The following is a 26908-nucleotide window of genomic DNA, read 5'->3' as shown; positions in this document are numbered from 1 at the left end:
GCGATGAGAGATCTCACTGATCGATAGCCCGGGGTATTTCCGGGGGGTTGTGTCGCGATGCCGCGATCCATGCCGCGATCTGTGCCCGCGAGGTGAACCCCAATTTGGTCAGCAGGTGTTCGAGGTGTCCATCTGCGGTGCGTGGCGAGATCACCAGACGAGCGGCGATCTGTCTGTTGGTCAGTCCTTCGGCAACCAGTTCGGCGACTTCACGCTCGCGTTTGGTCAGTTTGCTACCAGCAGTGTCCACTTGCGCAGACGAGACGTGTTCCCCCAGGGCATAGGCGATCGCGGCGTCGAGACTGAGCGCGGCCCCCTCCCGCTGGGCTGCGGCGTAGGTCTGCTCTTTTACTGCCCGTCGAATCCGGCGCTCGCTTTCCTCTTGATGGACGAGCAACTCCGAGAACACTATTGGTGCAGTGCCCACTGATCGGCCGATCTGCTCCGCGGCCGCGGTCAACACGACCGCACGCTCAGGGTTCTCTTCTTCGGCGGCAATCCATGCCAGTGTCTGTAGGCACATGCTGATGTTGATGCGGTCGTCCATCGTCCGGCTCACCCGCAGTGCCTGGGCGAGTAGTCGAGTCGCCCGTGCGGGGTCGCCCTGCCGCCACAACGCAACGGCAAGCGACCACAGCAGGTATGACTGGTACACCGTTTCTCCGTGCCTTTTGGTGATCGCGAGCGCGTCCTCATAAACCTCGATTGCCCGGGAGGTGTTGTTGCGCAGTTCGTAGGAGAAACCCAGGTATGTCAAGGCGCTGACTCGGAAGAGGAGGTTGCCGCGTTCGGCATACACCTGAATGGCTTTCTCCAGATTTGGGTGGGCGTCGGAAGGGTTCCCGCTGTAGAGGGCGAGGAGTCCTTCCGCGTAGTCGATGTGCGCGCGGGCTAGGGGGTCGGTCGTCTGCTCGACGAGCGCTCGCCCTTCGCGCACCAGCGCGGCCACTGCGGGAAGGTCGGCCTGTACTGCTGCAGCGTTGCAGGCGGCGTATATCGCTGCGGCTTGGTCGACCGTGACCTTGCCGGTGCGGCGTGCCAGAAGGCGGTCCAGCCAGTAGCGCCCCTCACTGAGTGAGCCGTGGGACGACCAGAAGGGCAAAAGAGCGGCGGCGATCCGGATTCCGGCTTCGGGGTTGTCGGATAGGCAGAATTCGAGTGCTTGTCGCAGGTTTGGTTGCTCCCGACGCAACCTGGTGATCCACTCGAGGGCTCGGGGACTGGTCCAGTCGGCGTTCGCTTCGAGCGCCAGCCGTTCATACCAGTCGCGGTGGCGGCGGCAAATTTCGAGGTATTCGCCGGTCTGCCGAGCCTTTTCGCGGCCGTACTCGCGCACAGTGTCGAGCATTCGGAAGCGCACTGCGGTACCCGACTCCTCCCGTATCAGGATCGACTTGTCGATGAGGAAGCCGACTGTATCGAGAAGCTCCGCCGCCGCAAGATCCTCGCCACAGACGAATTGGGCGGCATCGAGCTCGAAGCTGCCGGCGAACACCGACAGCTGGGCCCACAATCGTTGTTCGGCCGGTGTACACAGGTCGTGGCTCCAGTCGATACACATACGCAACGTCTGTTGCCGGGGCGGGGCGCTCCTGGTGCCGCGGGTCAGCAATGCGAACCGGTCGGTCAATCGCTGCAGTATCTGCTCGGGCGACATCGCCCGCAACCGGGCCGTCGCCAGCTCGATCGGCAACGGCAAGCCGTCCAGCCGCCGACAGATCCGTGCGATGGTGACCTTGTTGTCCTCAGTGATCTCGAACCCCGCGACAGCCGTGGCAGCCCGTTCGGCGAACAACCTCATCGCGTCGTTGCGGGACAGGCTCCTCGGTAGCCGATCCGGATCGGGCACGGCGAGCGGGTGAAGCGGCAATACCACTTCCCCGTCGAGGCCGATCGGCTCACGACTCGTCGCGAGAATCCGGAACCCAGGACATGCGCGAAGCAGCGATTCGGCGAGCTCCGCTACTGCGGCCACCATTTGCTCGCAATTGTCCAGCACAAGCAGCAATTCCCGATCGGTAAGGAACTCGACGAGTACCTCGCGTATCGGCCGCACCGACCGGTCCTGCAATCCCAGCGCACCCGCCACGAGGCCCACCAGCAACGACTCGTCACGCAGCTCGCCCAGCTCCACAAAAGCCACACCGTCGGCGAAATTCCGCTGCGCACTGGTCGCGACCCGCACCGCCAGCCGCGTCTTACCCACCCCGCCGATCCCGGTCAACGTCACCAACCGCGAAGCCGACAACGAGTTCGTCGCTTCGGTCAGCTCCGTGCGCCGATCGACGAAACTGGTCAGTTCCAACGGAAGCCTGCCCAGTCGGCCCGAACCCGAAGAAGTCTCCGACGGCCAGCGTCGATGCGATCCGGTCGAGGAGGACTTCCTAGGTTTGGGTGGCATGGGCCCGTGCTCGGCTGAGGGCGGGGTGTAAACGGCCAGGTCATCGACAGCGAAACCATGGCGGCGCTGGGATGCTCGCAGTTGTTCACCCAGTTCCAGGGCAGAAGGGCGGGTGCCCGGGTCGCTGGACATGGCGCCTTCGATGATGGCACCGACACCCTCGGAAATGCCGTGCTCCCGCAGGTCCGGAACCGGCTCGGAGGTGATCCTGAGGAACTGGGCCACCAACTGCTCACCGCTACGACGTTCGAAGGCAGCATGGCCGGTGATCGCGGCGAACAACGTCGCGCCCAGGCCGTAGACATCCGCGGCGGGACCCGGCGCCTCGCCGGCGATCACTTCCGGAGCGGTGAAGGCCGGTGTACCGGTGATGATGCCGGTACCGGTGACGAACCCGCCCGCGATATGAGCGATTCCGAAGTCCACCAGCGTCGGCTCGTCGTAATCGGTGAAAAGAATATTCGCAGGTTTGACGTCGCGATGGAGAACCCCGAAGCGACGCGCCGTCTCGAGAGCCCCGGCCATCTTCACACCCAGCCGCAGCGCTTCCTCCAGTTCCAGCGGCCCGTCACAGCGGATCCGCGCGTCGAGAGAGCCCTGCGGGTAGTACGGCATCACGATGAAAGGTCGACCGTTGCCGGTGGCACCGGCCTGCAGGACATGCACGATATTGGGATGTCCGGTCAGCCTGCCCGCTGCGCGCTGCTCGCGGAAGAACCGCGCCCGATTGTCCTCGTCGAGATCGGCGGTGAGCACCTTGACCGCCACCACGCGGTCGAGCGAGGCCTGCGTGCAGCGATAGACAGCACCGAAACCGCCACGGCCGATCTCCACGGCGTCGTCGAACCCGGCCGCCGCCAGCTCCGCCACGACCGAACCTGACACGTCGCGTTGCGTCGCGAAGGGATCGGCATCGGTCATCGACTACACCGATTCATCCCATCCAAGCCCATGGCAAAGCACCACTGCTCACCTCTCAAAGACTTATCCCAAGAATATCGCCGAAACAATGTCGGCAGGCCGCACAGCAACGCCGGTCTGTCCTATGCGGTTGAGGCGAAACCCAGGAAGGTCGCGCCGACATCGCTTCGGTGCATGCCGCCGTGCCTGGGCGCCGTCCGCGCATGTCCTGATCCGGAGGTCAACGGTCTCGATCGCGCTCGAGGTCCTGGCGATCCTGATGCCGATCCAGCCGTGGAGCCGTCGTCGTTGATGACGACAACCAGATGCGGCGTGATCGCTGGCGGAAATAGTTCCGCTCCGACGCGGGTTAGTTTCCATGGAAACCAAATTGCGGGTCGGCGATCAGGCCGGCACCGATCTTGGAGGAGGGCACCTCATGAGCACCATCGACTTGACTCCCACCGTCGACATCCGCCGCGCCGAGGACCGGTTCAAGTCCGACTTCGGCTGGCTGGATTCCAAGCACTCGTTCTCCTTCGGCCACCATTTCGACCAGGCCAACACTCATCATGGGCTGCTGCTGGTCAACAACGACGACATCGTCGATCCCGGTACGGGGTTCGACACCCATCCACACCGCGACATGGAGATCGTCACGTGGGTGCTGGAGGGCTCGCTGGTCCACCAGGACTCCACCGGCCACAACGGCGTGATCTACCCCGGCCTGGCCCAGCGCATGAGCGCCGGCACCGGCATCTTGCACTCGGAGAAGAACGACTCGTGGCGGCTCAGCGGCGACGTCCACCAGGACCCGGTGCACTTCGTGCAGATGTGGGTGGTGCCCGACGAGGCCGGTATCACCCCCGGTTACGAGCAGCTGGAGATCGAGGCGGAACTGCTGTCCGGTAGTCTGCTGCCGGTCGCCTCGGGTATGCGCAAACATGACGGCCACGCCGCGATCCGGATCCGGAACTCGCACGCGGCCCTGTACGCCGCGCGGCTCGCCCCAGGACAGTCGGAGCACCTGCCCGACGCGCCGTTCCTGCACCTGTTCGTGGCCCGCGGCGCGGTGACACTGGAGGGTGCCGGCCCGCTGCATACCGGCGACGCGGTGCGCTTTACCGCTACTGGCGGCCAGCAGGTCACCGCGAGCGAGCCCGCCGAGATCCTGGTCTGGGAAATGCACGCCAGCGTCCAGTTCTGACCCTCGGTGCCCATCCACCGTCAGGGGACCGTTCCGCGCAGTACACCATCGGAGCCCGCGACGACAGATTCATCGACCGACGCAGCCGCTGCCACGGCGGTTCCGCCAGACCTACCTCCGCCTCACCGGGCCAGCGCGCCGAACCCACCGGACGCGGCCTGCATCACACCGCGCTGATCAGCAGTGACGTTGAACGAACGACCGCTTCTATCAGGACCTGCTCGGATTCCCACTCACCGAATTGATCGAGAACCGCGACTACGCCGGCTCGTCGACCGGTTGACCATCGAGTGCTGGCACATCGCCCGCACAGTAATCATCGTGATCGTGGCGCGCGCCGCAGGCACGGACGTAAACTTTTAGTTTGCCAGAAGTTTTCTCTAGTTGTAGTCCGTCGAATGCCCCAGGGAGAACGGCCATGGCGACGCATACATGGGAAACCGAACAGCAGCACCGCATCGACCGGGTCTTCACCGACCAGCAGGTGCACGATGCCATGCCGTCGGAGGAGATCATCGCCGCCGCCGTGCGGCCCGGCCTGCGACTGGCCCAGATGGTCGACACCCTCGCGGACGGGTATGCCGACAGGTCGGCGTTGGGCATGCGCGGTACGGAACTCGGCACCGACTCCGCCGGGCGCCGGGTCCGACGGCTGTTGCCGCACTTCGACACGATGACCTACCGGGAATTGTGGTCGCGGGTGGGTGCGCTGGCCTCCGCATGGCACCGAGACCCGCAGCATCCGGTCCGTGCCGGTGACTTCGTCGCGATCCTCGGGTTCACCAGCCCCGGCTACATCACGGTCGACTTCGCCTGCACCCGGCAGGGCGCGGTATCGGTGCCACTGCAGGTGAGCGCGACGCCCGCGCAGTGGGCGGCGGTCCTCGCCGAGACCTCCCCGCGGGTGCTCGCCAGTAGCCTGGAGATGCTCGACGGGGCCGTGGACGCGGTGCTCGCCGGCACCGCCGCCCCGCAGCAACTGCTGGTCTTCGATTACGAGCCCGAGGACGACAGCCACCGTGCCGCCATGGAGGGCGCCCGCGAACGCTTGGCGCAGGCCGACAGTCCCATCGTGGTGGCCGAGCTGAACACCGTGCTCGACCGAGGCAGCAGCCTGCCCCCCGCCCCGTTGTTCGTGCCCGCCGCCGACGAAAACCCGCTGGCCCTACTCATCTATACCTCCGGCAGCACCGGCACCCCGAAGGGCGCGATGTATACCGAGGAGATGCTGGCCGCGATGTGGCGTACCCGCTACGAAGCCGATGGCGCTTCGCTGCCCGCGATCGAGCTCAACTACATGCCACAGAGCCACCTGGCGGGGCGGATGCAGGTGGTCAGCACGCTAATGCGTGGTGGCACCGCGTATTTCACCGCCGGCAGCCACATGTCCACCCTGTTCGAGGATTTCGCGCTGGTGCGGCCCACCGAGGTGGGCTTCGTGCCGCGGGTGTGCGATCTGGTGTTCCAGGAGTTCGTCAGTGAGGTGCAACAGCGCGTAGCGGACGGCGCCGATCGCACCACCGCCGAGCGTGAGGTACGAATCGACCTGCGGGAGCGGCAGTTCGGTGGCCGCGTGCTTGCGATGAGCTGCGGGACTGCGCCGCTGTCCGCGGACACGCGGGCCTTCATCGAGTCCGTATTCGAACTGCCGCTGCATGACGGGTACGGTTCCACCGAGGCCGGAGGCATCATGCGGGACAACCACATTGCCCGGCCCCAGGTGCTGGACTACAAGCTCGCCGACGTGCCCGAACTCGGCTACCACCACGACGACCAGCCGCATCCGCGCGGCGAGTTGCTGGTGAAGACGATGACGATGTTCCCCGGGTACTACAAGCGGCCCGAACTCAGCGCGGAGATGTTCGACACCGATGGCTTCTACCGCACCGGCGACATCATGGCCGAGACCGGCCCCGACGAACTGGTGTATGTGGACCGGCGGAACAACGTGCTGAAGCTGTCGCAGGGCGAATTCGTCGCCGTGTCCCAACTGGAGGCCGTGTACGCGATCAGCGCGCTGGTCCGGCAGATCTACGTGTACGGCTCCAGCGAGCGCGCCTACGTGCTCGCGGTGGTGGTGCCCACCGACGAGGCGCTGCACGCGCATCCGGACGATCTGAAGGCCGCCGTACTGCAGTCGCTGCAGAAGATCGCGCAGGATGCCGGGCTGGCCTCCTACGAGATACCGCGCGACATCATCATCGAGACGCGCCCGTTCACCCGCGCCGAAGGACTACTGTCCGGTGTCGGAAAACTGTTGCGGCCCAAGCTGAAGCAGCGCTACGGGGAGCGGCTGGAGGAACTCTACCGGGAGCTGGAGCGGCAGCAGACCGACGAATTGACCGCGTTGCGAAGCGGTATCGGTGACCGGCCGGTGCCGGAGATCGTGCACCGGGCGGTGCGGGCGCTACTGGGCTGCGCCGACGCCGATATCCGGCCCGACTCGCACTTCGGCGATCTCGGCGGCGATTCGCTCTCGGCACTGTCGCTGTCCAACCTGCTGCAGGAGATCTTCGGGATGCAGGTGCCCGTCGGCGTGATCGTCAGTCCCGCGGTCGATCTGCAACAGCTGGCCAGATACATCGAGCAGGAGCAGGTTACCGCGGGGCGGCGCCCGACCGCGGTCTCGGTGCACGGCACCGGCGATCGGATCCGCGCCGCCGACCTCACCCTGGAGAAGTTCATCGATGCCGGCACTCTGGCGGCCGCGACCGCGCTGCCTGCGGCGGCCACGTCGCCGCGGACCGTGCTGCTCACCGGCGCCAACGGATACCTGGGCCGGTTCCTGTGCCTGCGGTGGATGGAGCGGCTGGACGCTGTCGAGGGCACCCTGATCTGCATCATCCGCGGCAAAGACGCAGACGCAGCGCGTGCGCGGCTGGACGCGGTGTTCGACTCGGGCGATCCGGCGCTGTTGCGGCACTACCAGGAGCTGTCCGAACGCCGGCTGCAAGTGCTACCCGGCGATATCGGTTACCCGAATCTCGGTCTTACGCAGGAGGATTGGCAGCGGCTGGCGGACACCGCCGACATGGTTGTGCATCCGGCTGCGCTGGTGAACCACGTGCTGCCCTACGATCAGCTGTTCGGCCCCAACGTCGTCGGCACCGCGGAGGTGATCCGGCTGGCCCTCACCGGCAGGCGCAAGCCGGTCACGTACCTGTCCTCGGTGGCGGTGGCCGGCCAGGTGCCGTCCGGGAGGTTCGCCGAGGACGGCGACATCCGCGAGATGAGCCCGGAGCGGATACTCGACAACAGCTACGCCAACGGTTATGGCAACAGTAAGTGGGCCGGCGAGGTGCTGCTGCGGGACGCCCAGGAGCAGTTCGGGCTGCCAGCGGCGGTATTCCGCTCCGATATGATCCTCGCGCACACCCATTACCCCGGGCAGCTCAACGTGATCGACATGTTCACCCGACTGCTCCTCAGCATCCTGGCGACCGGTATGGCGCCGAAGTCGTTTTACCGCACCGACTCCGACGGCCACCGGCAGCGGGCCCACTACGACGGCCTGCCCGCCGACTTCACCGCCGACGCGATCGTCACCCTCGGCGGCCGCGCCACCAGCGGCTATCAGAGCTTCGACGTCCTGAACCCCTACGACGACGGCATCTCCCTGGACGAGATCGTCGACTGGCTCATCGACGAGGGCCACACCATCCAGCGCATCGACGACTACGGCGAATGGCTGTCCCGCTTCGAGGCCGCCCTGCTGGCCCTACCCCAGCAGCAACGCCAGCAATCCGTCCTCCCGCTTCTGGACGCCTACCGAACCCCCGGAGAACCCACACGAGGCTCCGTCCTCCCCGCCGACCTCTTCCGCGCCGCCGTGCAGCAGGCCAAGCTCGGCCCCGACGCCGACATCCCCCACATTTCCCCCGCCCTTGTCCACAAGTACGTCGAGGACCTGCACCTGCTGAAGCTCCTCTGACCCGAGCAGAGGAGGTTCTCGGTTCCGGCCTGGAATTCGATCGGGAGGGGCTGCAGGGCTGGTCCGACGTCGGCGGGGGATTTTTCGTTGGTGTCGACGCGGCAACGCCGGGTGTGTCGTTCGACACGGCCGACGTCAGCCCGTCAGCTCACCCAGGGCGGGGTGATGATGGTGCCATCGGCGAGCTCACCCCGGAAACCGACCGGGACCGTCACCAGGACGGTGGCGGGTTCGGCACCCGGGTTGCTCAGGCTGATGGTCGAACCGGCGGGTGCGACGGCCGCGTCGCCCGCCGCGAGCGCCTCCGCCGCACCGTCGATGGTCAAGGTGACGCCACCCTGGATGATGACGAACGCCTCCTCGCGTAAAACCTTGTGCGGCACGCCTTTCAAGCCCGCGGGCATCCGGATCTGCCAGACGCAGAGTTCCGAGCTGCCCGTGCCAGGGCGGATGTAGGAAGTGAATCGGGTGCCGTGCATTTCGTGGACTTCGGCCTCGGCGGCACGGGTCACAGGCATGTCTTGCTCCTTCATTTGGTCAAGCAGATTGACTATATAGTCAAGCAACTTGCCTATCTGTGTCAAGATGGAGTTCATGTCCGACCTGAAACCCGCCGCCACCTTGCGGCCCGGCCAGGATCTCGCGCTGCTGCTACTGGCCGCGGGCGCGGCCGCCACCGACGCCATCCACGCCGGCGTGGTCGCGGCCGGGTTCACCGATGTCCGGCCGACGCACGGGTTCGCGTTCGTGCGGCTGGCGCCGGGCGGCGCGACGGTCAGCGAGCTGGCCGAGCATCTGGGGGTTACCAAACAGGCCGCGAGTCAGTTGGTGGACGAGCTGGTGCGCAAGGGCTACGCCGAACGCAACGCGCACCCGGACGACGCGCGCGCACGTCTGATCACACTGACCGACAAGGGATGGGCCTGCACGCGCGCGGCCGATACCGCGGCGGCGAACTTCGCAGACCAGTGGGCGTCCGTTTTGGGTGATTCCACAGTCGCCGAATTACGTAACGTTTTGACCCGAGTAGTGGCACCCGGACGGGTCCGACCCGCCTCCTGGTGAGCCGCGCAAACGGCAAAACGACACCGAATCGCAATGAAGTGGTCTCCGTTACCCTGGAATTTACGTGACCTGCGTCACATCCTGTTTAGAGGCAAACTCCCCGCATACACGGCGTTTCCAGAAGGATGACCAGGGCTTTCCAAGATCGGCAACATCCTTCATTCACTCTTCGTTCACTCTGCGTTAACCAGTCGTGACCAAGCTGAGACCAGGTCACGAACAGACCTGAAGTTTGGTTAGACCGAGGAGTAATCCACACACATTCGGAAAACGACCGCAACGGCAGACATGTTCACCCGCCGCGGTCGCTGGAGATATCAGCGGCACCACAGCCCGTGACCGATTCTCCACCGCGCGATAGCGGCACCCGCCGGGCACCGACCCCGGGTGGCTTTCACCCGCATCGCGCGCCAGGAATCCGCCTGGCTTCACAACAAAACCCGAAAACAGCATAGGAACCAATTCAGGCGGGCCGCCCACCGGGGTGCCCGTTGGAGATTCGCACTGTCCGCAGCGAGCCAGATCGCCCGTGGACACGATCAAGGAACTGATTCGCAATGCCTGACCTACGCCTTTCTTCTTTCCGACTGCCATCGCTTCGTGATGGTGTCGCCCTCGCGGTGGCCGCTGCGGGCGTCATTGCCGTCGGCACCTCCTCGGTGGTGGCCTTGGCCGACGACAGCGTGCCGTCCCGCATTGCCATGGTTGCCGAGCAGCAGCCCGCCCCCGCCCCCGCCGCCGAGGCCACGCCGGTCGACGCCGCGCTGCCGGCCTTGCCCGCGCTGCCGGCCTTGCCCGCACTGCCCGAGCTCCCGCAGCTGCCCATCCCGGCCCCGCCGGCCCCGGTCTACGAGGACAACCTCGACGGCTGGATCCACCACGCCCTCGACATCATGGGCGCGAACGGCATCCCCGGCAGCTACGACGGCATCTACCGCAACATCATGCGCGAGTCCGGCGGCAACCCGCAGGCCATCAACCTCTGGGACTCCAACGCCGCCGCAGGCATCCCGTCCAAGGGCCTGCTGCAGGTGATCGACCCGACCTTCAACTCCTATCACGTCGAGGGCACCGCCTGGGACATCTGGGAACCGGTCGCCAATATCACCGCGGCCTGCAACTACGCGGCGCACCGCTACGGCTCGATGGACAACGTCAACAGCGCGTACTGATCCACGAACCACTCGACGCCTCCCTGCCCGACGGCAGGGAGGCGTTGTTGTTTCCATTAGGGTCGACCAGGACCGACCACCACCGATGTGGACTCCCGCCATGACCGATTACGCCCACTCCGACCACGCGTCGAAGAGCCGTGCCGAGAAGGCGCGCCGCCTCGCGACCTATATCTGGGATCGCGGCATCACCGGGGCCGAACTGCTGGACATGTCCGCGGCGCTCCGGCGGAAACTGGCGCGCGCGGCCGCGACGAATCCGCCGAGCACCGACGAGACCTGGACGAATGTTGCCCAACTCCTCGACGACAAGGACACCTGGGCCGCTCGGCATCCGAATCATCCTGCGGCGCACCGTAATCACGCCGACGAAAAGCTGCTGTGGGTGAAACCGCCGATTACGCCGTGGTGATTCAGTAACCGAGTTCGGTGCCGTGCTCGGCCTCGGCGATCACCTTGTCGGCCAGTGCGCGCAGCGCCCGCGCCTCCGCGGGCGTCATCGGATCGACGAAGATCCGGCGCACCAGCTCGACATGGTTCGGCGCGGCCTTTTCCAGCACCTTGCGCCCTTCGGGGGTGAGTTCGACCAGAATCCCCCTGGCGTCCTCCTCCGCCGGGCGACGGTCGACGAGTCCGCGAGCGGCCATGCGCGCCAAGTGTTTCGAGAGTCTGCTCTTCTCCCAGCAGACCTCCGCGGCCAACTCCTTGGCACGCAGGCAGCCGCCGGGCGCGGCCGACAGCGGCACCAGGAGTTCGTAATCGGCGGCGGACAGCCCGTCCTGGGCCAGCCCGGCCGCTAGCACCGCGTCCAGCCGCTGGCGTAGCCGGATGAAGGCCTGCCAGGTCTCCTGCTCGTCATCGTTCAGCCATCGGACCACGGGAATGATCCTAGCCAGTCTTTGGTTGACATGGACACCAAGCATCAGGAGGTGCCCATGCCAGCCATCACCGTCCCCGACATCATGGTGCTGCCACGACTGCCCCGCCCCACCGACTCGACCCGCGCACGCAAGGTCAGCGGTATCAGCACCGCCCACAAGCAGCGCGAGGGCGCGGGCTTCGAAGTGCGCAGACCATTCCCCAGCATGGATCTGCGCTCGGCCGATCCGTTCATCCTGCTCGACCAGATGGGCCCGGTGGCCTACGAGCCGTACGAGGCCAAGGGCGCGCCGTGGCATCCGCATCGCGGCTTCGAGACCGTGACCTACGTCATGGACGGCACCATGGTGCACCACGACTCGAACGGCGGCGGTGGCGTCATCAGCGAGGGCGACACCCAGTGGATGACGGCCGGTTCCGGCATCCTGCACGATGAGTTGCCCGCCGAGGACCTGGTTATCGCGGGTGGCTGGTTCCACGGCATCCAGCTGTGGGTCAACCTGCCGCGCGCCCAGAAAATGGCCGCCCCGCGCTACCAGGATCTGCGCGGCGGCGAGCTGACACTGGTCAGCTCGTACGACGGCGGCGCGCTGGTGCGCATCATCGCGGGTGAGATGGGCGGCTTCGAGGGCCCCGGCTCGACCTATACGCCGATCTCCTACGCGCACGCCTCGATCACCCCGGGCGGCCAACTGGAAACTCCATGGCCGCAACGGTTTACGGCGATGGCGTACGTATTGTCCGGCAGCGGAACGGTGGGCGCCGAGCGCCGGCCGGTCAGCGAAGGACAACTGGCCGTCTTCGGTCCGGGCGACTCGATCACCGTCAGCGCGGATCCGGTGCAGCACAATCGAACCGGCGATCTCGAGGTGCTGCTGCTCGGCGGCCAACCGATCAAAGAGCCTGTGGTGCAGTACGGCCCGTTCGTCATGAACACCCGCGCCGAAATCATCCAGGCGATGGATGACTACCAGGCCGGACGCATGGGAAATATCCCGGCCGAACACTCGGCGGGCAAACGTTTGGGCGAGTAGCGACCGGCCGCAATCGCTGAGAGCACGCCGCAATGTCCCTATTGTTGGGCCTCGATGCCCCTAATTGTGCTACCACGCAGTTGACAAGTACGCGGCCCGTCACAACAGTGGATGCGGCGTCTCCCCCTGGGCGCAATCCACCGCAGCAGACAACAGAGGAATGTATGAACGTTCGCCGACTCACCGTCAGCGTTGCCATCGCGGGACTGACCTTCCTGGCCGCGCCCGCAGCCCTGGCCGATGTCCCCTCCGGTTCCGCAGGAACGGGCTCTTCCGCCGTCGATACCGGTTCGGCGGCCACCGGTTCGGCCGGCCTGTCCCAGACCGGCTCGGCCGGCGGCGCTTTCGCCAACTGCGATGAGGCCCGCGCGGCCGGTCGGGCACCGCTGTTCCGCGGAGAACCGGGCTACGGCCCGCATCTCGATCCGGACGGCGACGGCTTCGCCTGCCCGACGGTCTGATTGCCCGTAACGCAGAACACCCGGTATGGCTGGCCATACCGGGTGTTTTCGTTTCGGCTCAGCGGAAGATCTTGAGCAGCACCAGCCCGACGACCACCGCGGCCGCGCCGATCAGGCTGTACTTCACCTTCGGCTGGTTCAGCTTCGCCAGCACCACATGCTTGGTGTTGTCGGCGATGCGCTGTGGATCGGCGCGCACGGCGATTTCGTCGAGCGTGCTCGCGAGCCGTGTCCGTGCGGCCTCGATCTCCCGCTCGATCCGCTCGGTATCCCTAGCCACGTATGTCCTCCTGTGTCCGATGTGCCGCGAACCGCGCCCGCCGACGAGTCTATAGATGTACTCGGTGTCGGGGCGTTCGGTTACCGTGCAAGGCGTGACCGACAAACGACTCTCCCCTGGTGATCCCGCCCCCGATTTCACCCTGCCCGATGCCGACGGCAAGGATGTGTCGCTGTCCGACTACCGCGGCCGCAAGGTGATCGTCTACTTCTACCCCGCCGCGAGTACGCCGGGCTGCACCAAGCAGGCCTGCGACTTCCGCGACAACCTCGCCGAACTCGAGGGCGCAGGCATCGAGGTCGTCGGCATCTCCCCCGACAAGCCCGCGAAGCTGGCCAAATTCCGCGATGCCGAGAAACTCACCTTCCCGCTGCTGTCCGATCCGGACAGGTCGGTGCTCACCACCTGGGGCGCCTTCGGCGAGAAGATGATGTACGGCAAGACCGTCACCGGCGTCATCCGCTCCACCTTCCTGGTGGATGAGAAGGGCAAGATCGAAGTCGCCCAATACAACGTCCGCGCCACCGGCCACGTCGCCAAACTGCGTCGCGACCTGTCGGTGTAGGAATCGACGACCGCACGACGGCGGTGGATGCGTTGCCGGGCAGTGGTTTCGGCCCGTTGCCGCTGAATCGCCGGGGTGGGTGAGCTAGGGCTTCGTCCTGGTCGAAGGCTTGCGCGGACATCGCGCGCCAGTGCCGGGTAGCGCTGCGGGGTGATCACCCGACCGAGCTGTATCGCGTAGTCGTCGTACCCGGCACCGGGTTCACCTTCGTCTTCATGTTCCTGCCTTATGTCGGCAGTGCGTTCCTGCCGCCGCAGTCGATGCCGAGCCGGCTGCACTGGTTCGCCGAAAACCAGCCGGTGACCGAGACCATGCGCGGTTGCTGCTCGGCACGCCGATCGGCGACAGTGCGCTGCCGACCGTCGGCCGGTGCGCGGGGTATCGCGGCGGTCGGGTACATCGCGGGCCGGTGTGCTGTTCCGGCATCGGGCCATGGACGGAGCGATCCGATATGGCGAAAGGTCCGGTGCCGCAAGGGCGCCGGACCTTTCAATGGTCTGCGATGCGGTCGCCTAGATCGGCAGTATCTGCTGCGCCGCCCATTGCAGGAGCAGGCGGAAGTGGTTGTCCCACCAGCGGTAGGACTCGGGGGTGAAGGCCGCGGGGGGCGGGGATTCACCCGGGAACAGCATGGAGCCATTGGGGGCGCCGACCCTTGCGGTGGGGCCGGGGATGGCGGCGCCAGGCATCTGCGGCGTCGGCACCGACGCCTCGTTCTCGTGCACGGTGTCGGAGGGGGACAGTGGGAGCGGAGGTCCCCAACGTTGGACGGTGTACTGCGCTGAATCGCCCACGTCGAGCTGGACCACGGTCGAGTCGGGGACGACGGCCGCTGGCCGACGCGCTTCCGGTCGATCGAACGGGTAGAGGTTCGGCTGCACCGAGGAGCCCGCGCTGGAGCCTCCGGTGCCCCTGTCGACCACGCGGGCGTCCGCAGCGACCCGCGCGTCCGCGACGACCGTGTTCCGCGAGGAATTGTTGGTCACGTATACCCCGCCCGCCACCAGTCCGCCCACCAGCACACTGGCCGCGGCGAACAGTACGGCGCTGCCGCGCGGGCTCCGGGCGGCCCGTTCGATCGGCTCATCCACACCCGCCGCCTCCGCCAGTGCGCACAGCGCCGCACCGACCGCGGTGGCGGATGTCGCGATCTTGCACGGAATCACCGGCGCACCGAATCCGTCCATCGCCGTGGCCACCACCGATCCTTCCGCACCGGAACCGATCAGCACCACGGCATCCGGCCGGGCGGCGGCCGCCTCGAATTGATCCCAGGCCGTCGCCACCGCGACGTCGAGCGCCTCCGCCGTCGCACCACCCGCCTGGCTCGTCGCGGCCAGCACCCGACTGCGCCTGCGATCGACCAGCGTGAACGACTGATACCCGCGGACGACCTCGCAGATCAGTAGGTCGTCGAATTCCTTCAGCCAGGTCATGACGCCGGCCACGCTCAGATGTGCGGACTTCACCGACACCAGCGAGGCGGTATGCCACGGCCCGGAGGCCAACCTGGTGACGACCGCGCGGCGCTCGGCGGCATCGCGGTAGACGACCGCCGTGCCCCCGATCTCCTGATCCGGCCCGATCTCGGCGGCGAGGGAATTCATCGCCGTTTCGACCGCGACCGCGAGGTCCGCCTTGGAGTCGCCACGGGTCTTCACGACCCGTTGCAGCAGCACGCGCTCGGGTAGCTTCTCGCCGCTTTCGGCGAGGGCTACCGCGTGAACGGTGCCGCGTTCGGTGGAAACGCCTAGTGTTACCACGGATCGAGCTACCACGGATCACGCCTTCCCAGTGCATTGACCGAGCTCACGAGCTTGCCGAAACCCCTGAGCCCCTTGGATTCCCCGGCCCGAAACGAGCGTTGTGATGCACGCACGCTCGGTAATGTGTTCGACGCCATATCCGGCCTGGATGGGTGATGAATTGTGATAGTCCTGAATACACAGCTACCGTGCGCGTGTCGCACGTGTGTCGATACCGCTAGCCTTGATGGGTGGATGTACGCATGGAGGCCAGGTCTAAGCGACGTCTGGACCCTGCGTTGGACCTGCAGGACGACCCGCAGGAGCTCATGCCGCGGCGCAGGCCTACTCAGGAACGCAGTAAACGCAAGTTCGATGCCCTGTTGCAGGCGTCCCGGGAGTTGCTCGTCGAGGTCGGGTTCGAATCGTTCACCTGCGAAGAGGTGGCGGCGCGGGCCGAGGTGCCGATCGGCACGCTGTATCAGTTCTTCGCCAACAAGTACGTCATTGTCTGTGAGCTGAATCGCCAAGACCTCGTTGCCGTTTCCCAGGAGCTCGCCGATTTCCACGGCGGGATTCCGTCCCTGGACTGGCTGCGGCATATGAACCAGTTCGTCGACCACCTGGCGAATCTGTGGATGACCGACCCGTCCCGGCGTGAGGTGTGGCTGGCAATGCAGTCCACCCCATCCACTCGGGCCACCGGCGCGATCCATGAAAAGGAATTCGCCGAGGTCGTCTCGCAGATGCTGCGGCCACTGACCCCGCGTACGCCGCGCGCCCGCCGCACCATGATGGCCGAGGTGCTGGTGCACGTCGTCTACTCGATGCTCAACTTCTCCGTCCAGGACGAGCAGAGCAACACCGAAGCGGTATCCGAACTCAAGCGCCTGATGGTGGCGTATCTGATGGTCGCCGAGAAGGAATCCCGCACCGGCGGCCAGCGCTAGCATTCGGCCACCGCCCATAGAGCCGCCGGATCTTCCCGAGTCCATGACCCGGGAAGCGCTGCAGCAGTTGCCGGAGGAGATCGCCGACTTCATCGAACTGCGCGATGGACGCCCGTTGTGGATCGCTGACGAGATCATGGCGCGGCACGGGCTCATGGAGCATCAGACCGCCAGTCGACGGCTTACCAGTGCACTGGAGACTGCCGGACGCCGTGCCATGTCGAACGCTGGGCCGATCTCGAACTGTGATCCAACTACGGGGCCCAATTCGATTGGCGAACACTGAGATCGAGGCACCCGTCGTCACAATGTTCGCCGAAACGAATCGGCATGCCGTCAAATGTTCGGCCGGATCAGCTGCTGGATGCTTCGCGGCCCTCGATGAGGTCGGCTAGTTCGCCCGGGTCTTCGAGCACCACCATGGCCGCAGCCGTATCCCCGTCATGTGTCAGCGACAGGTGAACCCTTACGCGGGGCAGGAATTCGGCGGCCAGTCCGTGCAGTTTGATGCTCGGCCTGCCCCAGGCGTCGTTGACCACCTCGATGAGGGGGTACGGGTTGTCGCCGATTTGCGGGCGGCGGGCGAAGCGGGATGTCGCCCACGCTTTGAGGACCGCCTCTTTGGCCGCCCAGCGGACCGCGTAACTACGCGCCGGGTCGGTGCCCTTGCTCTGACAGTAACGCCGCTCACCGGCGGTGAAACTCTCCCGGAGCATGGTGGTTCCGGACCGTTGCAACTGTTCGGAGAACTCGGAGATGGTTACCAAGTCCAAGCCGATCCCCAGGATGGTCAATGCGTCACCGCTCCTCAGCCTTCGAGCTCAATAAAAAAGTAAGAGTGCGGCCGCCGTAGCGGCCGCACTCTGCACCGTAGTGGCCGAAGCCGCTATGCCACAGGTCCACCGGCGTCGAGTTGCCCGAGGATCACCGCGCCGGTGCCGCACCCCGCGCCGTCGGCCCGGTAGATGCCGTTGCCGGACAGGCGTGCCTCGGGCGAGAGCAGCACATCCGCCTCCAGCTGCCGCTTCTGCTCCGACGGCGCGCCATCGCCGCCGAGCCGCCGATCCGCCGGCTTCTCGTACAGCGGGGCTCCGCCGCACATGGCCTCGGTGAACCGCTGCCGTCCGGCGAGCTGACGCTGCTGCGCCCGGCGCTGGTACTCCTCGCGCCGTCCCGGCTCGATCGCCCGGATGAACGCCTCCGGATGCACCACCGCGAGCAGACCCGACACGTGGCCGAAGCCGAGCGAGGTCAGCAGACCGGCCTTGAGCGGGAACCGATCACCGAAGCGCAGCGGTTCGCGTGCCCAGACCAGATGCGGGTAGGCCTGCATCTTCTCATCGACGCAGTCCAGGCTCCGGTTCGGCGGGACCACACCGTTTTCCAGCACCTGGCACAGGCCGATCAACTGGAACGCGGCCGCACCGCCCTTGGCATGTCCGGTCAGGCTCTTCTGCGAAACCACGAACAGCGGCGCGCCCGCGGAGCGTCCGACGGCCGTGGCCAGCCGCTCGTGCAGTTCGGACTCGTTCGGATCGTTGGCCGCGGTCGAGGTGTCGTGCTTGGAGATGACCGCGATATCGTCCGGCGCCACACCGAGTTTGCGCAGGTCGGCGGCGAACTTGGATTCCCGGCCGCCACGCCCCGCACCGAGCGCGCCGAGACCGGGCGCCGGGATGGAGGTGTGCACGCCATCGGCGAAGGACTGTGCGAAGGCGACCACACCGAGCACCGGCAGGCCCATCTCGACGGCGATATCGCCGCGGGCCAGCAGTACGGTGCCACCGCCCTGCGATTCCACGAACCCGCCGCGACGGCGGTCGTTGGCGCGGGAGAAGTACCGGTCGCTGATGCCCTTGGCGCTCATGGCCGCCGAGTCCGCGGTGGCCGACATGTCACCGAAGCCGACGATGCCCTCGATGCCGAGATCGTCGAAGCCACCGGCGACCACCAATTCGGCCTTGCCCAAACGGATCTTGTCGACGCCCTCTTCCACCGACACCGCGGCCGTGGCGCAGGCCGCCACCGGATGCACCATCGCGCCGTAGCTGCCGACGTAGGACTGCACCACATGCGCGAGCGCCACGTTCGGCAGCGCCTCCTGCAGGATGTCGTTCGGGCGCGGCTCACCGAGCAGGTTGTCGATGTAGAGCGAGCGCATCGAGGACATGCCGCCCATACCGGTGCCCTGGGTGTTGGCGACCAGGCTCGGATGCACCCAGCTCATCAGCTCGGCCGGGCTGAACCCGGAGCTGATGAACGCGTCCACGGTGCAGACGATGTTCCACAGCGCGACCCGGTCCACCGAGGCGGCCATATCGGCGGAGATGCCCCAGATGGTGGGATCCCAGCCGGTCGGGATCTGACCGCCGACGGTACGCGACAGCTTCGCCTTGCGCGGCACCCGAATTTCGGTGCCCGCCTTGCGGATCACCTGCCAGTCGGCGGCGTCCGCGACCGACGCGATCACCGTGTGCTCCGGATCGGCGGCGTAGAAGGCACGCGCCTCGGCCTCGCCGCCGACCGTGAAGGTCAGATCCTGGTCAAGGAAGACCGAAGTCATCAGCGGCGCGGCATTGTCGATCATGGCGCCGTCGTCGGCGTAGCGGCGCACACCGCAGCGGGCGACCACGGCGTCGTGGTACTTCTCGGCCAACTCGTGTTCGGGGACGTAATCGCCGGATTCGGCGTCGTACCAGCCGGGCTTGGGATCGTTCTCCCAGGTCACCAAGCCGGTGCTCCATGCGAGCTCCAGCACGCCCGCGGCCGAGAGCTCGTCTTCGACCTCCATCTCGAACCGAGTGCGCGCCGACCCATACGGGCCGAGTTCACCGGCGCCGACGATGACGACCATCTCGGCGAGATCGGCGGTGACCGCGCCCCATTCGGGCACCGGCAGCGCCGAGCTCATGGTCGGCGGCGCGGGCAGTGCGGCGATGGTGGCCGTGGATTCGGCGTCCTCGGTCGCCGCCTCGCCGGCCTCCTGAGCCTGTTTGGCCAGCGCGGGCAGGTCGAGCTTGGCCCGGGCGAGTCCGCCGGTGAGGTCGATCTGCTGCGGTCCGGTCGAGGTCACCTGACGGGCCCGCGAAGTGCACCACTTGAGCAGCTCATCGGCCATCTCGGTGGTGGACCAGGTCTGCACACCGGCCTCCTCGACCGCGGCCACCATCGGATCGTTGTGGCCCATCAGCCCGGTGCCGCGTACCCAGCCGATCATGGCGTGCACCAACGTGACTCGGCTCGACCAGGACTTCTCGGCCCGCCACTTGGCGACCACGGCGTCGAGCGCGGCCTTGGACTCACCGTAGGCGCCGTCGCCGCCGAACATGCCGCGGTTGGGCGAACCCGGAAGCACCACATGCAGTTTCGCGTCGACGTCGTGATCGGCGCCGATCTTGGACAGACCACCGATCAGCCGTTCGACCGACCAGAGCAGGACCCGCATTTCCATTTCGGCGCGGGCACCCGCGTCAGTGAGGTCACCGGCGACCCGCGGCGCCGCGAACGGCAGCAGCAGGGTCGGCGTCATCGCGTCCTTGACCTTGACCTTCGCACCGCCCGCATTGTCGACCTGCTCGCTGCCGACCCAGTCGATCAGCGCGTCGACATCCTGGTAGGAGGCCATATTCGCGGGGACCACCCACAGGGCGGCGCCGTGGCGAGCATTCTCGCGGTAGAGCTTGCGGTAGAAGCCGAGCCGTTCGTCGTTGAGGCTCGAGGTGGTGACCACGACCGTGGCGCCGCCGCCGAGCAGTTGCCCGGTGGCCGCCGCCGCGATGGAACCCTTACTGGCACCGGTGATCACCGCGATATCCTCGGACCAGATGCCGGGCTCATCGGTGCCGAGCGCGGCCTCGGCGATGCGCTCGTACAGTCCGGCCAGCACCGAGCGGGCCTCGTGCTTGGCTTTCTCGCGCCACCAATTGGCTTGCGCGGCAACGGCTTCGCCAGCGCCGAGGAAACCGTCCACCGGGCCGTCGCCGGAGCCGATATCGTCGAGCAGCCAGAGCTTGGCCAGATCCTCGCGCGCGGTCGCCCAGCGGTCGTCGATCAGCACCGCCTTGCGTGCGTCGAAGGCGGGCGCTACCAAACGCGGCCAGTCCGAACCCAATTCGGCCGAAACCAGGTCGACCAGGGTGTCGTCGGCGGCCTCCGGCGCGGAGATCCGCTCGGCCAGGCCGAGCTGCTCGAGCACCACCCGAGCGGCCGTGGCCAGCACGCCGTCGCGACCGGTGATCTGCTCGGTGAACTCACCCAGCGCCGCGGCGTCCACGGTGGCACCGCCACCGCCGCCCGCACTCGGCAGTGCGACCGCGACACCACGCCGGGCCGCGACGGCCTGCACGGCGGCGTCGATGGCCGCGTCGACCGAGGCGGCGTCGCTCACACCGGCGACCAGGCCACCGAGATCGCCGCCGCGCACGCTGACACCCTCGCGGGTGCCGAGCGAAACCTCGGCGGTGACGTGGTTGGCCCAGCCGTCACCGAGTTCCCAGACCTTCTTGACGCGTTCGGCGATCGCGGCGGGCCGCTTGCCGGACGGGCCGAACACCTTGCGCAGGTGGTCGCCGATGGCATCGGAGAGCACCGAGCCGAACGGCTTGTAGGTGCGGGCGAGTCGCTCGACCGTCGCCGAGAGCGCACCCATATCGGCATCGGCCGCACCGTCGATCGCGCCGAGCGACAGCTCGGAGCCGAGGTCGACAAGCAGCTGGTTGCGCCGGGAGGAGACGCCGTCGCAGAGTCCCTCGATGGTGTCCACCGGGCCGATCTGATCCAGCCGCAGCTTGGTCCACAGCGCGATCAGCACGCGGGTGGCGTCGGCGGCGGTGAACGCGATGTCGTCCGGACGCGGTCCACCCGAGCTCGCGACCGGCGCGGCGACCGGGGCCGCCGCCGCGACCGGCGCTGCGGCCGTGGCGGTTTCGACCGGCTCGTCGGCGGGCTCGTCGGCCGGCGCGGGATCGGTGTCGGTCGAGTAGACGACCGCGGCCTCACGCTCGATATTCAGTACCTCGACGGTGACGGTGCCGAAGGTGGGCAGCTTCAGTGTCTGGCTGGCCAGGTTCGCCACGGTCGGGGTTGCGCCCAAACCGATTTCGACGAACCGCTCCATCCCGAGTCCGCCGTGCGCGGTATCGGTGAACAGCAGGTCCTGGGTCTCGATCCAGCGCACCGGGCTGGCGAACTGCCAGGCGAGCAGCTCGACCAGCACCACCCGGCACAGCTCGGTCGGGCGCGCGGCCCAGTTCTCGAAGTCGGCGAGCACCGCGGCCAGCGGCTCCGAGGGCACCAGATCGGCGATCTCGGCGATGAATTCGCGCTCCAGCGAGAACGGCTTGGGCACCAGGTTCGGAATGTAGCGTCCGACCAGGATTTCCGGATGCAGATCCGCGGGCAGCAACTGCTCGAGCTTGTGCCGGAACTCCGGCACACCCTCGCGCAGCACGGTGGAGTGGAACGGCACGTCGATGCCGGGGACCAGGATGAACGCCCGCTTACCACCGAATTCGGCACGGCGACGGTCGATTTCGGTCTCCAGCGCCTCGAGTCCGGCGACCGTGCCCGCGATCGCGTACTGCGAACCGCGCAGGTTCAGGTTGACGACCTCGAGGAACTCACCGACGCTCTCGCCCACACCCGTCACGAAGCCGATGACCTCATCATCGGGCAGCCCGATCTGCGAGGGCCGGATGGCGGCCATTCGATAGTCGCTGCGGCCCTTGGCATCACGGGGCACCAGCTCGTGCATGGCCGAGCCGCGCTGGAAGACGACCTCCAGTACGGCCTCCAGCGGCAGCACACCGGCGACGGCCGCGAGCGCGTTGTACTCACCGACCGAGTGTCCGGCCAGCATCGCGCCTTCGACGAACGCACCGGATTCGCGCAGCTCGGCGACCTGGGCGACACCGAGCACCGCCATGGCGACCTGGGTGAACTGGGTCAGGTGCAGCACACCGTCCGGGTGCCGGTGTTCGACACCGCGCGCCTTGAGGTAGGTCGGGTTGTCGCGCACCACCGCGAGGATCGAAAAGCCCAGCGCCGCACGGGTGTGCTTGTCGGCGCGCTCCCAGATCTCCTTGGCGGCCTTCGAGCGGGCGCGGGCGTCCAGACCCATGCCCTTGCGCTGAATGCCCTGCCCCGGGAAGGCGTAGACGGTCTTCGGGGCGGCGGTGCGACCGGTCGCGGTCATCACCAGATCGCCCTCGGTCCGGCAGGAGACCTCGACGATCTCGCTGCCCGCGTCGATCGCGATCCGCTCGATCCGCACATCGATCTCCGCACCGGGGCGGACCATACCGAGGAAGCGGGTGGTCCACGCGGTCAAAGTCCGTGCTGGAACGGAACTTTCGGGATCCACTGCGGATACCGCGTGCTGGGCGGCGGCCGAGAGCCACATGCCGTGCACGATCGGGCTGCCGAGTCCGGCCAGTTTGGCGGCGGAATCGCTGGTGTGGATGGGGTTGTGGTCACCGGAGACCGCGGCGAAGGCGTTCATGGTGCGCGGCGCCACCATCGTGACGTCGCGGCGACGGCGGCGCGGGGTGTCGGTGGCCGCGTCGGATACGACACCGGCCGCGCGCGGCGGATCGGTCAGCTCGCCCGCACCATTGCGACCGCGGATGGCGAAGCGTTCGGTCAGCGTCGCGAGCGTCGGCATCGACAGCCCGGTTTCGGGCTTGTCGAGCATGCCGGTGATCTTCACGCGTACCTCGACGACACGGCCGAGGTCGGTGTCGACGGTCTCGCCTGCCTTCGCCCGCACCACCAGCACACTGGTGTCGGTGGGCAGTTCGCCGAACAGCGCGATCTGGTGGTCGAGGTGGACCAAGTCGAGCATGCCCTCGATGACGCTGTCACCGGCCGTGGTACGCGCGGCACCGAGCACCGCGAATACGGCGGGCCAGCAGGCGCCGACGAGCACATCGGGCACGGTGCGCCCCAGGGTGCTCAGGGCCGCGGGCAGACCCGATCCGCTGACGCCCGCGTGGTCGGCGATCAGGTCCGGGGTCCACGCCACATTGAGGTGCGCGACCTTGGCCTTGACCTCCGGCAGCACCTGCCCCGCGGCCACCCCGAGCAGCGCGGACATGGCGACGTCGGCATCGGCTTCGGTGATGACCGGCGCGCCACCGTTGTAGCTGGCGGCCGGCACGGTGATCCGGATCCGAACGACGTTGCGGCCCAACAGCGGAACCGTCAGCTCGACGTAGGCGTGGTCGGCCTCGGGGCCGGTGGTTTCGGTGATCGTCGCACCGGTCGGCGGGTGCACCGCGCCCTTGCCGTCGACGGCCCATTTGTCGACATCGCCGAGGCGGTGCACCGGGTTGATGGTGGTGCGTCCCGCCCATTCGATATCCGGCGCGGCCAGCACGGCATCGATCGGACCGGTGATGACGCCGGCGGCCCGGCGCGCGTCGATGGCGACCGGCACCACGCCCGCACGGACCAGCGAGTACGCCGTGTCCTGCTCGAAGCGGTCCAGCAGCTCGCCCACGGGCTCGTCGACGCGGGTGATACCGGCGACCGATACGGTGCCGGGGATGACGCAGACCTGATCGGCCGAGTAGCGCGGATCATGGGCCTGCCACAGCGAATCCGAGCGCCACCAGCGGCGCACATCGCCGTCCACCACGGGTACGAAGTTCACCGGCTTGCCCGGGATCTTGCACAGGCTGACGAAGAACGGCACATCCGCCGGGTGCAGCAGGGTCTGCTCGGCGGCCGGGTACTGCTGCTTCAGCGTGCACAACGCCTCGACCGGGTGCTCGAATGCCTCGTCGGATTCGAACAGCGTCGGGATCTCGCCGCGGTCGGCCGGGTTGAGCCGGGATTCGGTGCGGCGCATCATCTCCGCGAACCGGTCGCGCCAGGTGATGTCCAGCCACAGCGAGCGGGTGGCGTCGAGGAAGGCGTCGCCGAGATCGCTGCCGCAGTCGAAATCCTTACGGCGGTCCAGACCGACGGCCAGCTCGACGTAGCGCTCCAGCCACTCGAGGTAGGTCATGGTGGCCACATCGCCGAAATACGGCTTGGCCGTGGCGTTCAGCGCGGCGATGATCTCGTCGCGGCGCTCGGCGACCGCGTCGGCGTCACCGGCGACCTCGTCGAGCAGGCGGCCGGTGCGCGAGGCCGCGTTGTCGATCTCGTGGATGTCGGCGCCCAATTGGCTACGGCCGGAAGCCATTCCACCGGTCGCGGTGCCCGCGCCGACCCAGCCCTCGGTACCGGGGGTGTCGACGAGCAGCTGCTTGACCTCGGGCGCGGTGGTGGCCTCGAGCGTCGCCATGGCTGCGGTGCCGACCAGCACGCCGTCCAGCGGCATCACCGGATAGCCGTGCGGCACAGCCCATTCGCCGGTCAGGTATTCGGTGGCGCGCTCGGGAGTGCCGATGCCGCCGCCGACGCAGACCACCACATTGTCGCGGTTGCGCAGCTCGGCGTAGGTCTCGAGCAGCAGATCGTCGAGGTCTTCCCAAGAGTGGTGCCCACCGGCCCGGCCGCCCTCGATATGCATGATCACCGGGTAGTCCGGCACCTCGTCGGCGATGCGCAGCACCGCGCGGATCTGGGCCACGGTGCCCGGCTTGAACGCCACATGCGTGATGCCGGCCTCGGTCAGCTCCGCGATCAGCGCGACGGCCTCTTCCAGCTCCGGAATGCCCGCGGTGACGATGACACCGTCGAACGGCGCGCCCGCGATACGGGCCTTCTGCACCAGGCGCTTACCGCCCAGCTGCAGCTTCCACAGGTACGGGTCGAGGAACAGCGAGTTGAACTGCACCGTGCGGCCCGGGTGCAGCAGCGTCTTCAGCTCGGCCACTCGGTCGGCGAAGATCTGCTCGGTCACCTGACCGCCGCCGGCCAGCTCCGCCCAGTGGCCCGCATTCGCCGCCGCCGCCACGATTTTCGCGTCAACGGTGGTCGGGGTCATGCCCGCGAGCAGGATCGGCGAGCGGCCCGTCAGCTTGGTGAACGCGGTCTCCACCACGATGCGGCCATTCGGCAGGCGCACCGGGCGCGGCGCGAACGCCGTCCATGGCTTGGCGACCTCGGGTGCGGCGCCCGGGGTCAGCAGGCTGCGCTGACCCGTGCGGGTCGCGGCCGCGATGATGCCGACGCCGGTGCCCTTCAGCGAGCCGCCGGTGAGCCTGCTGAGCAGATCGCCGGGGCCCATATCGAGAATCCACTGCGCGCCCGCCGCGACAACGCCGTCCACCGCCTCGACCCAGTCGATCGGATCGACGAGGATCTCCTGCGCCAGCGAGCCCGCCAGCGCCGCGTCCAGACCGCACTGCGACGCCCAGCCGCTCACGATGTCCACCGTGTCGGCGAGCGCGGGGTGATGGAAGGCGACATCGACGGCCAGATCCTCGAAGACCGGCGCGAACACCGCGCCGCCGCGCGACTTCGCGTCCCGCTCGCGCGTCTGCTCGTCATGGATCTGGGCGCACCGCTGCCGCACGCGCTCCAGCTGCGTCGGCGTGCCGGAGAGCACCACGCGCCGACGACCGTTACGAATCGAAATCACCGCGGCCGCAGCCGGATCCACGCCCGCGGACACCTCGGTCACCACCGCGCGCAGCTGCTCGGGATCGACATTCGACACCGCGACCATCGAGGAGCGCTCGCCCACCGGCATCAGCCCGCGCCGCCGGGCCACCAAACCAGCTGCGGCACCGATCATTTGGGCGATGGCAAGGAGTTCGGCATCGCGCTGGCCCCCGGCCTCCACCGAGGTCGCGGCCAGCCGCCCCTGCGAATGACCGGCGATCGCGACCGGCGCGTGCTCGTTGGCATCCAGCCCCTGCAGTCGCAGCGCGCGCAGCGCGGCCACCTGTGTCAGGAAGACACCCGGCATCGACACCGCGGCAGACCTGAGCACGTGATCGGAGGGCGCGCCCGACACCTCTGCCTCGTCACCATCGGCGAGCTCGTTCTCGAGCATCCAGCCGATCGGGTCGAAGCCGACCGGTCGCACCACGAGCAGCTGCGCCGCAACGGGTTCCAGCAGCGCGGCCGCCTCGTTGACCAATGCGGTCAGCTCCGGCTCCAGCGCGGCGTCGCGGCCGATCTCCTCCAACTCACCGAGCCAGCGTGCACCCTGCCCACCGAAGGCCAGCGCGTAGGGCGTTCCGCCCAGCAGTCGATCCACCAGCGGGGACCGCGATCCCCCTTGTTGTGGCGCCCCAACCACCTTCGGGCTCTGTCCGGTTCCGGCCGCAGTGCTCTCATTGATCGTCAAGACGCTTCGACTTCCTACTCGTGGCGACATGCCGTCGAGACACGCCGCTCCCTCCGGTGCGCAGGTGTTCCT

General features: G+C 67.4%; 17 protein-coding genes and 1 pseudogene. 11 read left to right on the top strand and 7 right to left on the bottom strand.

Annotated features, from left to right (window positions below; all coding sequences use genetic code 11):
- Window positions 1-13 precede the first annotated feature (13 nt).
- Entirely contained in the window at window positions 14-3322 is a 3309-nt protein-coding gene (locus OG874_RS43740; RefSeq protein WP_330252885.1) for a protein kinase domain-containing protein, read from the bottom strand.
- Window positions 3323-3740: 418 nt separating this feature from the next.
- Here OG874_RS43740 and OG874_RS43735 point away from each other — a divergent pair, with 418 nt between their 5' ends.
- The 3 genes and pseudogenes from OG874_RS43735 (at window position 3741) to car (ending at window position 8439) form a co-directional block, all read left to right on the top strand.
- Window positions 3741-4508, top strand: a complete 768-nt coding sequence (locus OG874_RS43735; RefSeq protein WP_330252884.1) for a pirin family protein — start codon at window positions 3741-3743, stop codon at window positions 4506-4508.
- A gap of 47 nt (window positions 4509-4555) precedes the next feature.
- Window positions 4556-4782, top strand: a pseudogene (locus tag OG874_RS43730) (VOC family protein); the annotation flags it as partial.
- Between the two features lie 144 nt (window positions 4783-4926).
- The gene (gene car / locus OG874_RS43725) at window positions 4927-8439 is read left to right on the top strand and encodes a carboxylic acid reductase (protein ID WP_330252883.1); all 3513 of its coding nucleotides are present in this window, start codon (window positions 4927-4929) and stop codon (window positions 8437-8439) included.
- A gap of 143 nt (window positions 8440-8582) precedes the next feature.
- Here car and OG874_RS43720 read toward each other — a convergent pair whose 3' ends face one another.
- The gene (locus OG874_RS43720) at window positions 8583-8957 is read right to left on the bottom strand and encodes a cupin domain-containing protein (protein ID WP_330252882.1); all 375 of its coding nucleotides are present in this window, start codon (window positions 8955-8957) and stop codon (window positions 8583-8585) included.
- Between the two features lie 76 nt (window positions 8958-9033).
- Here OG874_RS43720 and OG874_RS43715 point away from each other — a divergent pair, with 76 nt between their 5' ends.
- The 3 genes from OG874_RS43715 (at window position 9034) to OG874_RS43705 (ending at window position 11088) form a co-directional block, all read left to right on the top strand.
- A complete protein-coding gene (locus OG874_RS43715; protein WP_330252881.1) occupies window positions 9034-9504 on the top strand; it encodes a MarR family winged helix-turn-helix transcriptional regulator in 471 nt (156 codons plus the stop codon).
- Between the two features lie 557 nt (window positions 9505-10061).
- The gene (locus tag OG874_RS43710) at window positions 10062-10676 is read left to right on the top strand and encodes a transglycosylase SLT domain-containing protein (protein WP_330252880.1); all 615 of its coding nucleotides are present in this window, start codon (window positions 10062-10064) and stop codon (window positions 10674-10676) included.
- A gap of 100 nt (window positions 10677-10776) precedes the next feature.
- Complete coding sequence (locus OG874_RS43705) at window positions 10777-11088, top strand: hypothetical protein (RefSeq protein WP_330252879.1); 312 nt, start codon at window positions 10777-10779, stop codon at window positions 11086-11088.
- Between the two features lies 1 nt (window position 11089).
- Here OG874_RS43705 and OG874_RS43700 read toward each other — a convergent pair whose 3' ends face one another.
- Window positions 11090-11554, bottom strand: a complete 465-nt coding sequence (locus OG874_RS43700) for a MarR family winged helix-turn-helix transcriptional regulator (protein WP_330252878.1) — start codon at window positions 11552-11554, stop codon at window positions 11090-11092.
- Window positions 11555-11611: 57 nt separating this feature from the next.
- Between OG874_RS43700 and OG874_RS43695 the strand changes: the two genes are divergently transcribed.
- Together OG874_RS43695 and OG874_RS43690 are read left to right on the top strand one after the other, a co-directional pair.
- Window positions 11612-12589 carry a pirin family protein gene (locus tag OG874_RS43695; protein ID WP_330252877.1) on the top strand — a complete coding sequence of 326 codons (978 nt, stop codon included), beginning with the start codon at window positions 11612-11614 and terminating at the stop codon, window positions 12587-12589.
- A 164-nt stretch (window positions 12590-12753) separates the two neighbouring features.
- Window positions 12754-13050 carry an excalibur calcium-binding domain-containing protein gene (locus tag OG874_RS43690; protein WP_330252876.1) on the top strand — a complete coding sequence of 99 codons (297 nt, stop codon included), beginning with the start codon at window positions 12754-12756 and terminating at the stop codon, window positions 13048-13050.
- 58 nt (window positions 13051-13108) lie between these two features.
- Here the strand turns inward: OG874_RS43690 and OG874_RS43685 are convergent, their stop codons facing one another.
- Window positions 13109-13330: a DUF3618 domain-containing protein gene (locus OG874_RS43685; protein WP_330252875.1), complete on the bottom strand. Its 222-nt coding sequence runs from the start codon at window positions 13328-13330 to the stop codon at window positions 13109-13111.
- Between the two features lie 94 nt (window positions 13331-13424).
- On the opposite strand from OG874_RS43685, the gene bcp reads away from it, so the two are divergent.
- Window positions 13425-13895 carry a thioredoxin-dependent thiol peroxidase gene (bcp, locus tag OG874_RS43680; protein ID WP_330252874.1) on the top strand — a complete coding sequence of 157 codons (471 nt, stop codon included), beginning with the start codon at window positions 13425-13427 and terminating at the stop codon, window positions 13893-13895.
- Window positions 13896-14407: 512 nt separating this feature from the next.
- Here bcp and OG874_RS43670 read toward each other — a convergent pair.
- Window positions 14408-15658, bottom strand: coding sequence for a hypothetical protein (locus OG874_RS43670; protein WP_330252873.1), 1251 nt, complete (start codon window positions 15656-15658; stop codon window positions 14408-14410).
- A 245-nt stretch (window positions 15659-15903) separates the two neighbouring features.
- On the opposite strand from OG874_RS43670, the gene OG874_RS43665 reads away from it, so the two are divergent.
- On the top strand, window positions 15904-16590 hold the full coding sequence (locus tag OG874_RS43665; protein ID WP_330257667.1) for a TetR/AcrR family transcriptional regulator: 687 nt from the start codon (window positions 15904-15906) through the stop codon (window positions 16588-16590).
- A gap of 43 nt (window positions 16591-16633) precedes the next feature.
- Window positions 16634-16876, top strand: a complete 243-nt coding sequence (locus OG874_RS43660; RefSeq protein ID WP_330252872.1) for a hypothetical protein — start codon at window positions 16634-16636, stop codon at window positions 16874-16876.
- Window positions 16877-16943: 67 nt separating this feature from the next.
- Here OG874_RS43660 and acpS read toward each other — a convergent pair whose 3' ends face one another.
- Window positions 16944-17384 (bottom strand): holo-ACP synthase AcpS, encoded by a 441-nt coding sequence (gene acpS / locus OG874_RS43655; protein WP_330252871.1) that lies wholly within the window; start codon window positions 17382-17384, stop codon window positions 16944-16946.
- A 92-nt stretch (window positions 17385-17476) separates the two neighbouring features.
- The gene (locus tag OG874_RS43650) at window positions 17477-26836 is read right to left on the bottom strand and encodes a fatty acid synthase subunit beta domain-containing protein (protein ID WP_330252870.1); all 9360 of its coding nucleotides are present in this window, start codon (window positions 26834-26836) and stop codon (window positions 17477-17479) included.
- Between the last annotated feature and the right edge of the window lie 72 nt (window positions 26837-26908).

The sequence above is a fragment of the Nocardia sp. NBC_00565 genome, from assembly GCF_036345915.1.
In the GTDB taxonomy this organism is placed as follows: Bacteria; Actinomycetota; Actinomycetes; order Mycobacteriales; family Mycobacteriaceae; genus Nocardia.
This window is presented reverse-complemented; position numbering and strand designations above follow the sequence as displayed.

Coding starts and splice junctions, on each gene's coding strand:
- OG874_RS43740 (WP_330252885.1), bottom strand. CDS start 3,322: ATGACCGATGCCGATCCCTTCGCGACGCAACGCGACGTGTCAGGTTCG.
- OG874_RS43735 (WP_330252884.1), top strand. CDS start 3,741: ATGAGCACCATCGACTTGACTCCCACCGTCGACATCCGCCGCGCCGAG.
- car (WP_330252883.1), top strand. CDS start 4,927: ATGGCGACGCATACATGGGAAACCGAACAGCAGCACCGCATCGACCGG.
- OG874_RS43720 (WP_330252882.1), bottom strand. CDS start 8,957: ATGCCTGTGACCCGTGCCGCCGAGGCCGAAGTCCACGAAATGCACGGC.
- OG874_RS43715 (WP_330252881.1), top strand. CDS start 9,034: ATGTCCGACCTGAAACCCGCCGCCACCTTGCGGCCCGGCCAGGATCTC.
- OG874_RS43710 (WP_330252880.1), top strand. CDS start 10,062: ATGCCTGACCTACGCCTTTCTTCTTTCCGACTGCCATCGCTTCGTGAT.
- OG874_RS43705 (WP_330252879.1), top strand. CDS start 10,777: ATGACCGATTACGCCCACTCCGACCACGCGTCGAAGAGCCGTGCCGAG.
- OG874_RS43695 (WP_330252877.1), top strand. CDS start 11,612: ATGCCAGCCATCACCGTCCCCGACATCATGGTGCTGCCACGACTGCCC.
- OG874_RS43690 (WP_330252876.1), top strand. CDS start 12,754: ATGAACGTTCGCCGACTCACCGTCAGCGTTGCCATCGCGGGACTGACC.
- OG874_RS43665 (WP_330257667.1), top strand. CDS start 15,904: ATGGAGGCCAGGTCTAAGCGACGTCTGGACCCTGCGTTGGACCTGCAG.
- OG874_RS43660 (WP_330252872.1), top strand. CDS start 16,634: ATGACCCGGGAAGCGCTGCAGCAGTTGCCGGAGGAGATCGCCGACTTC.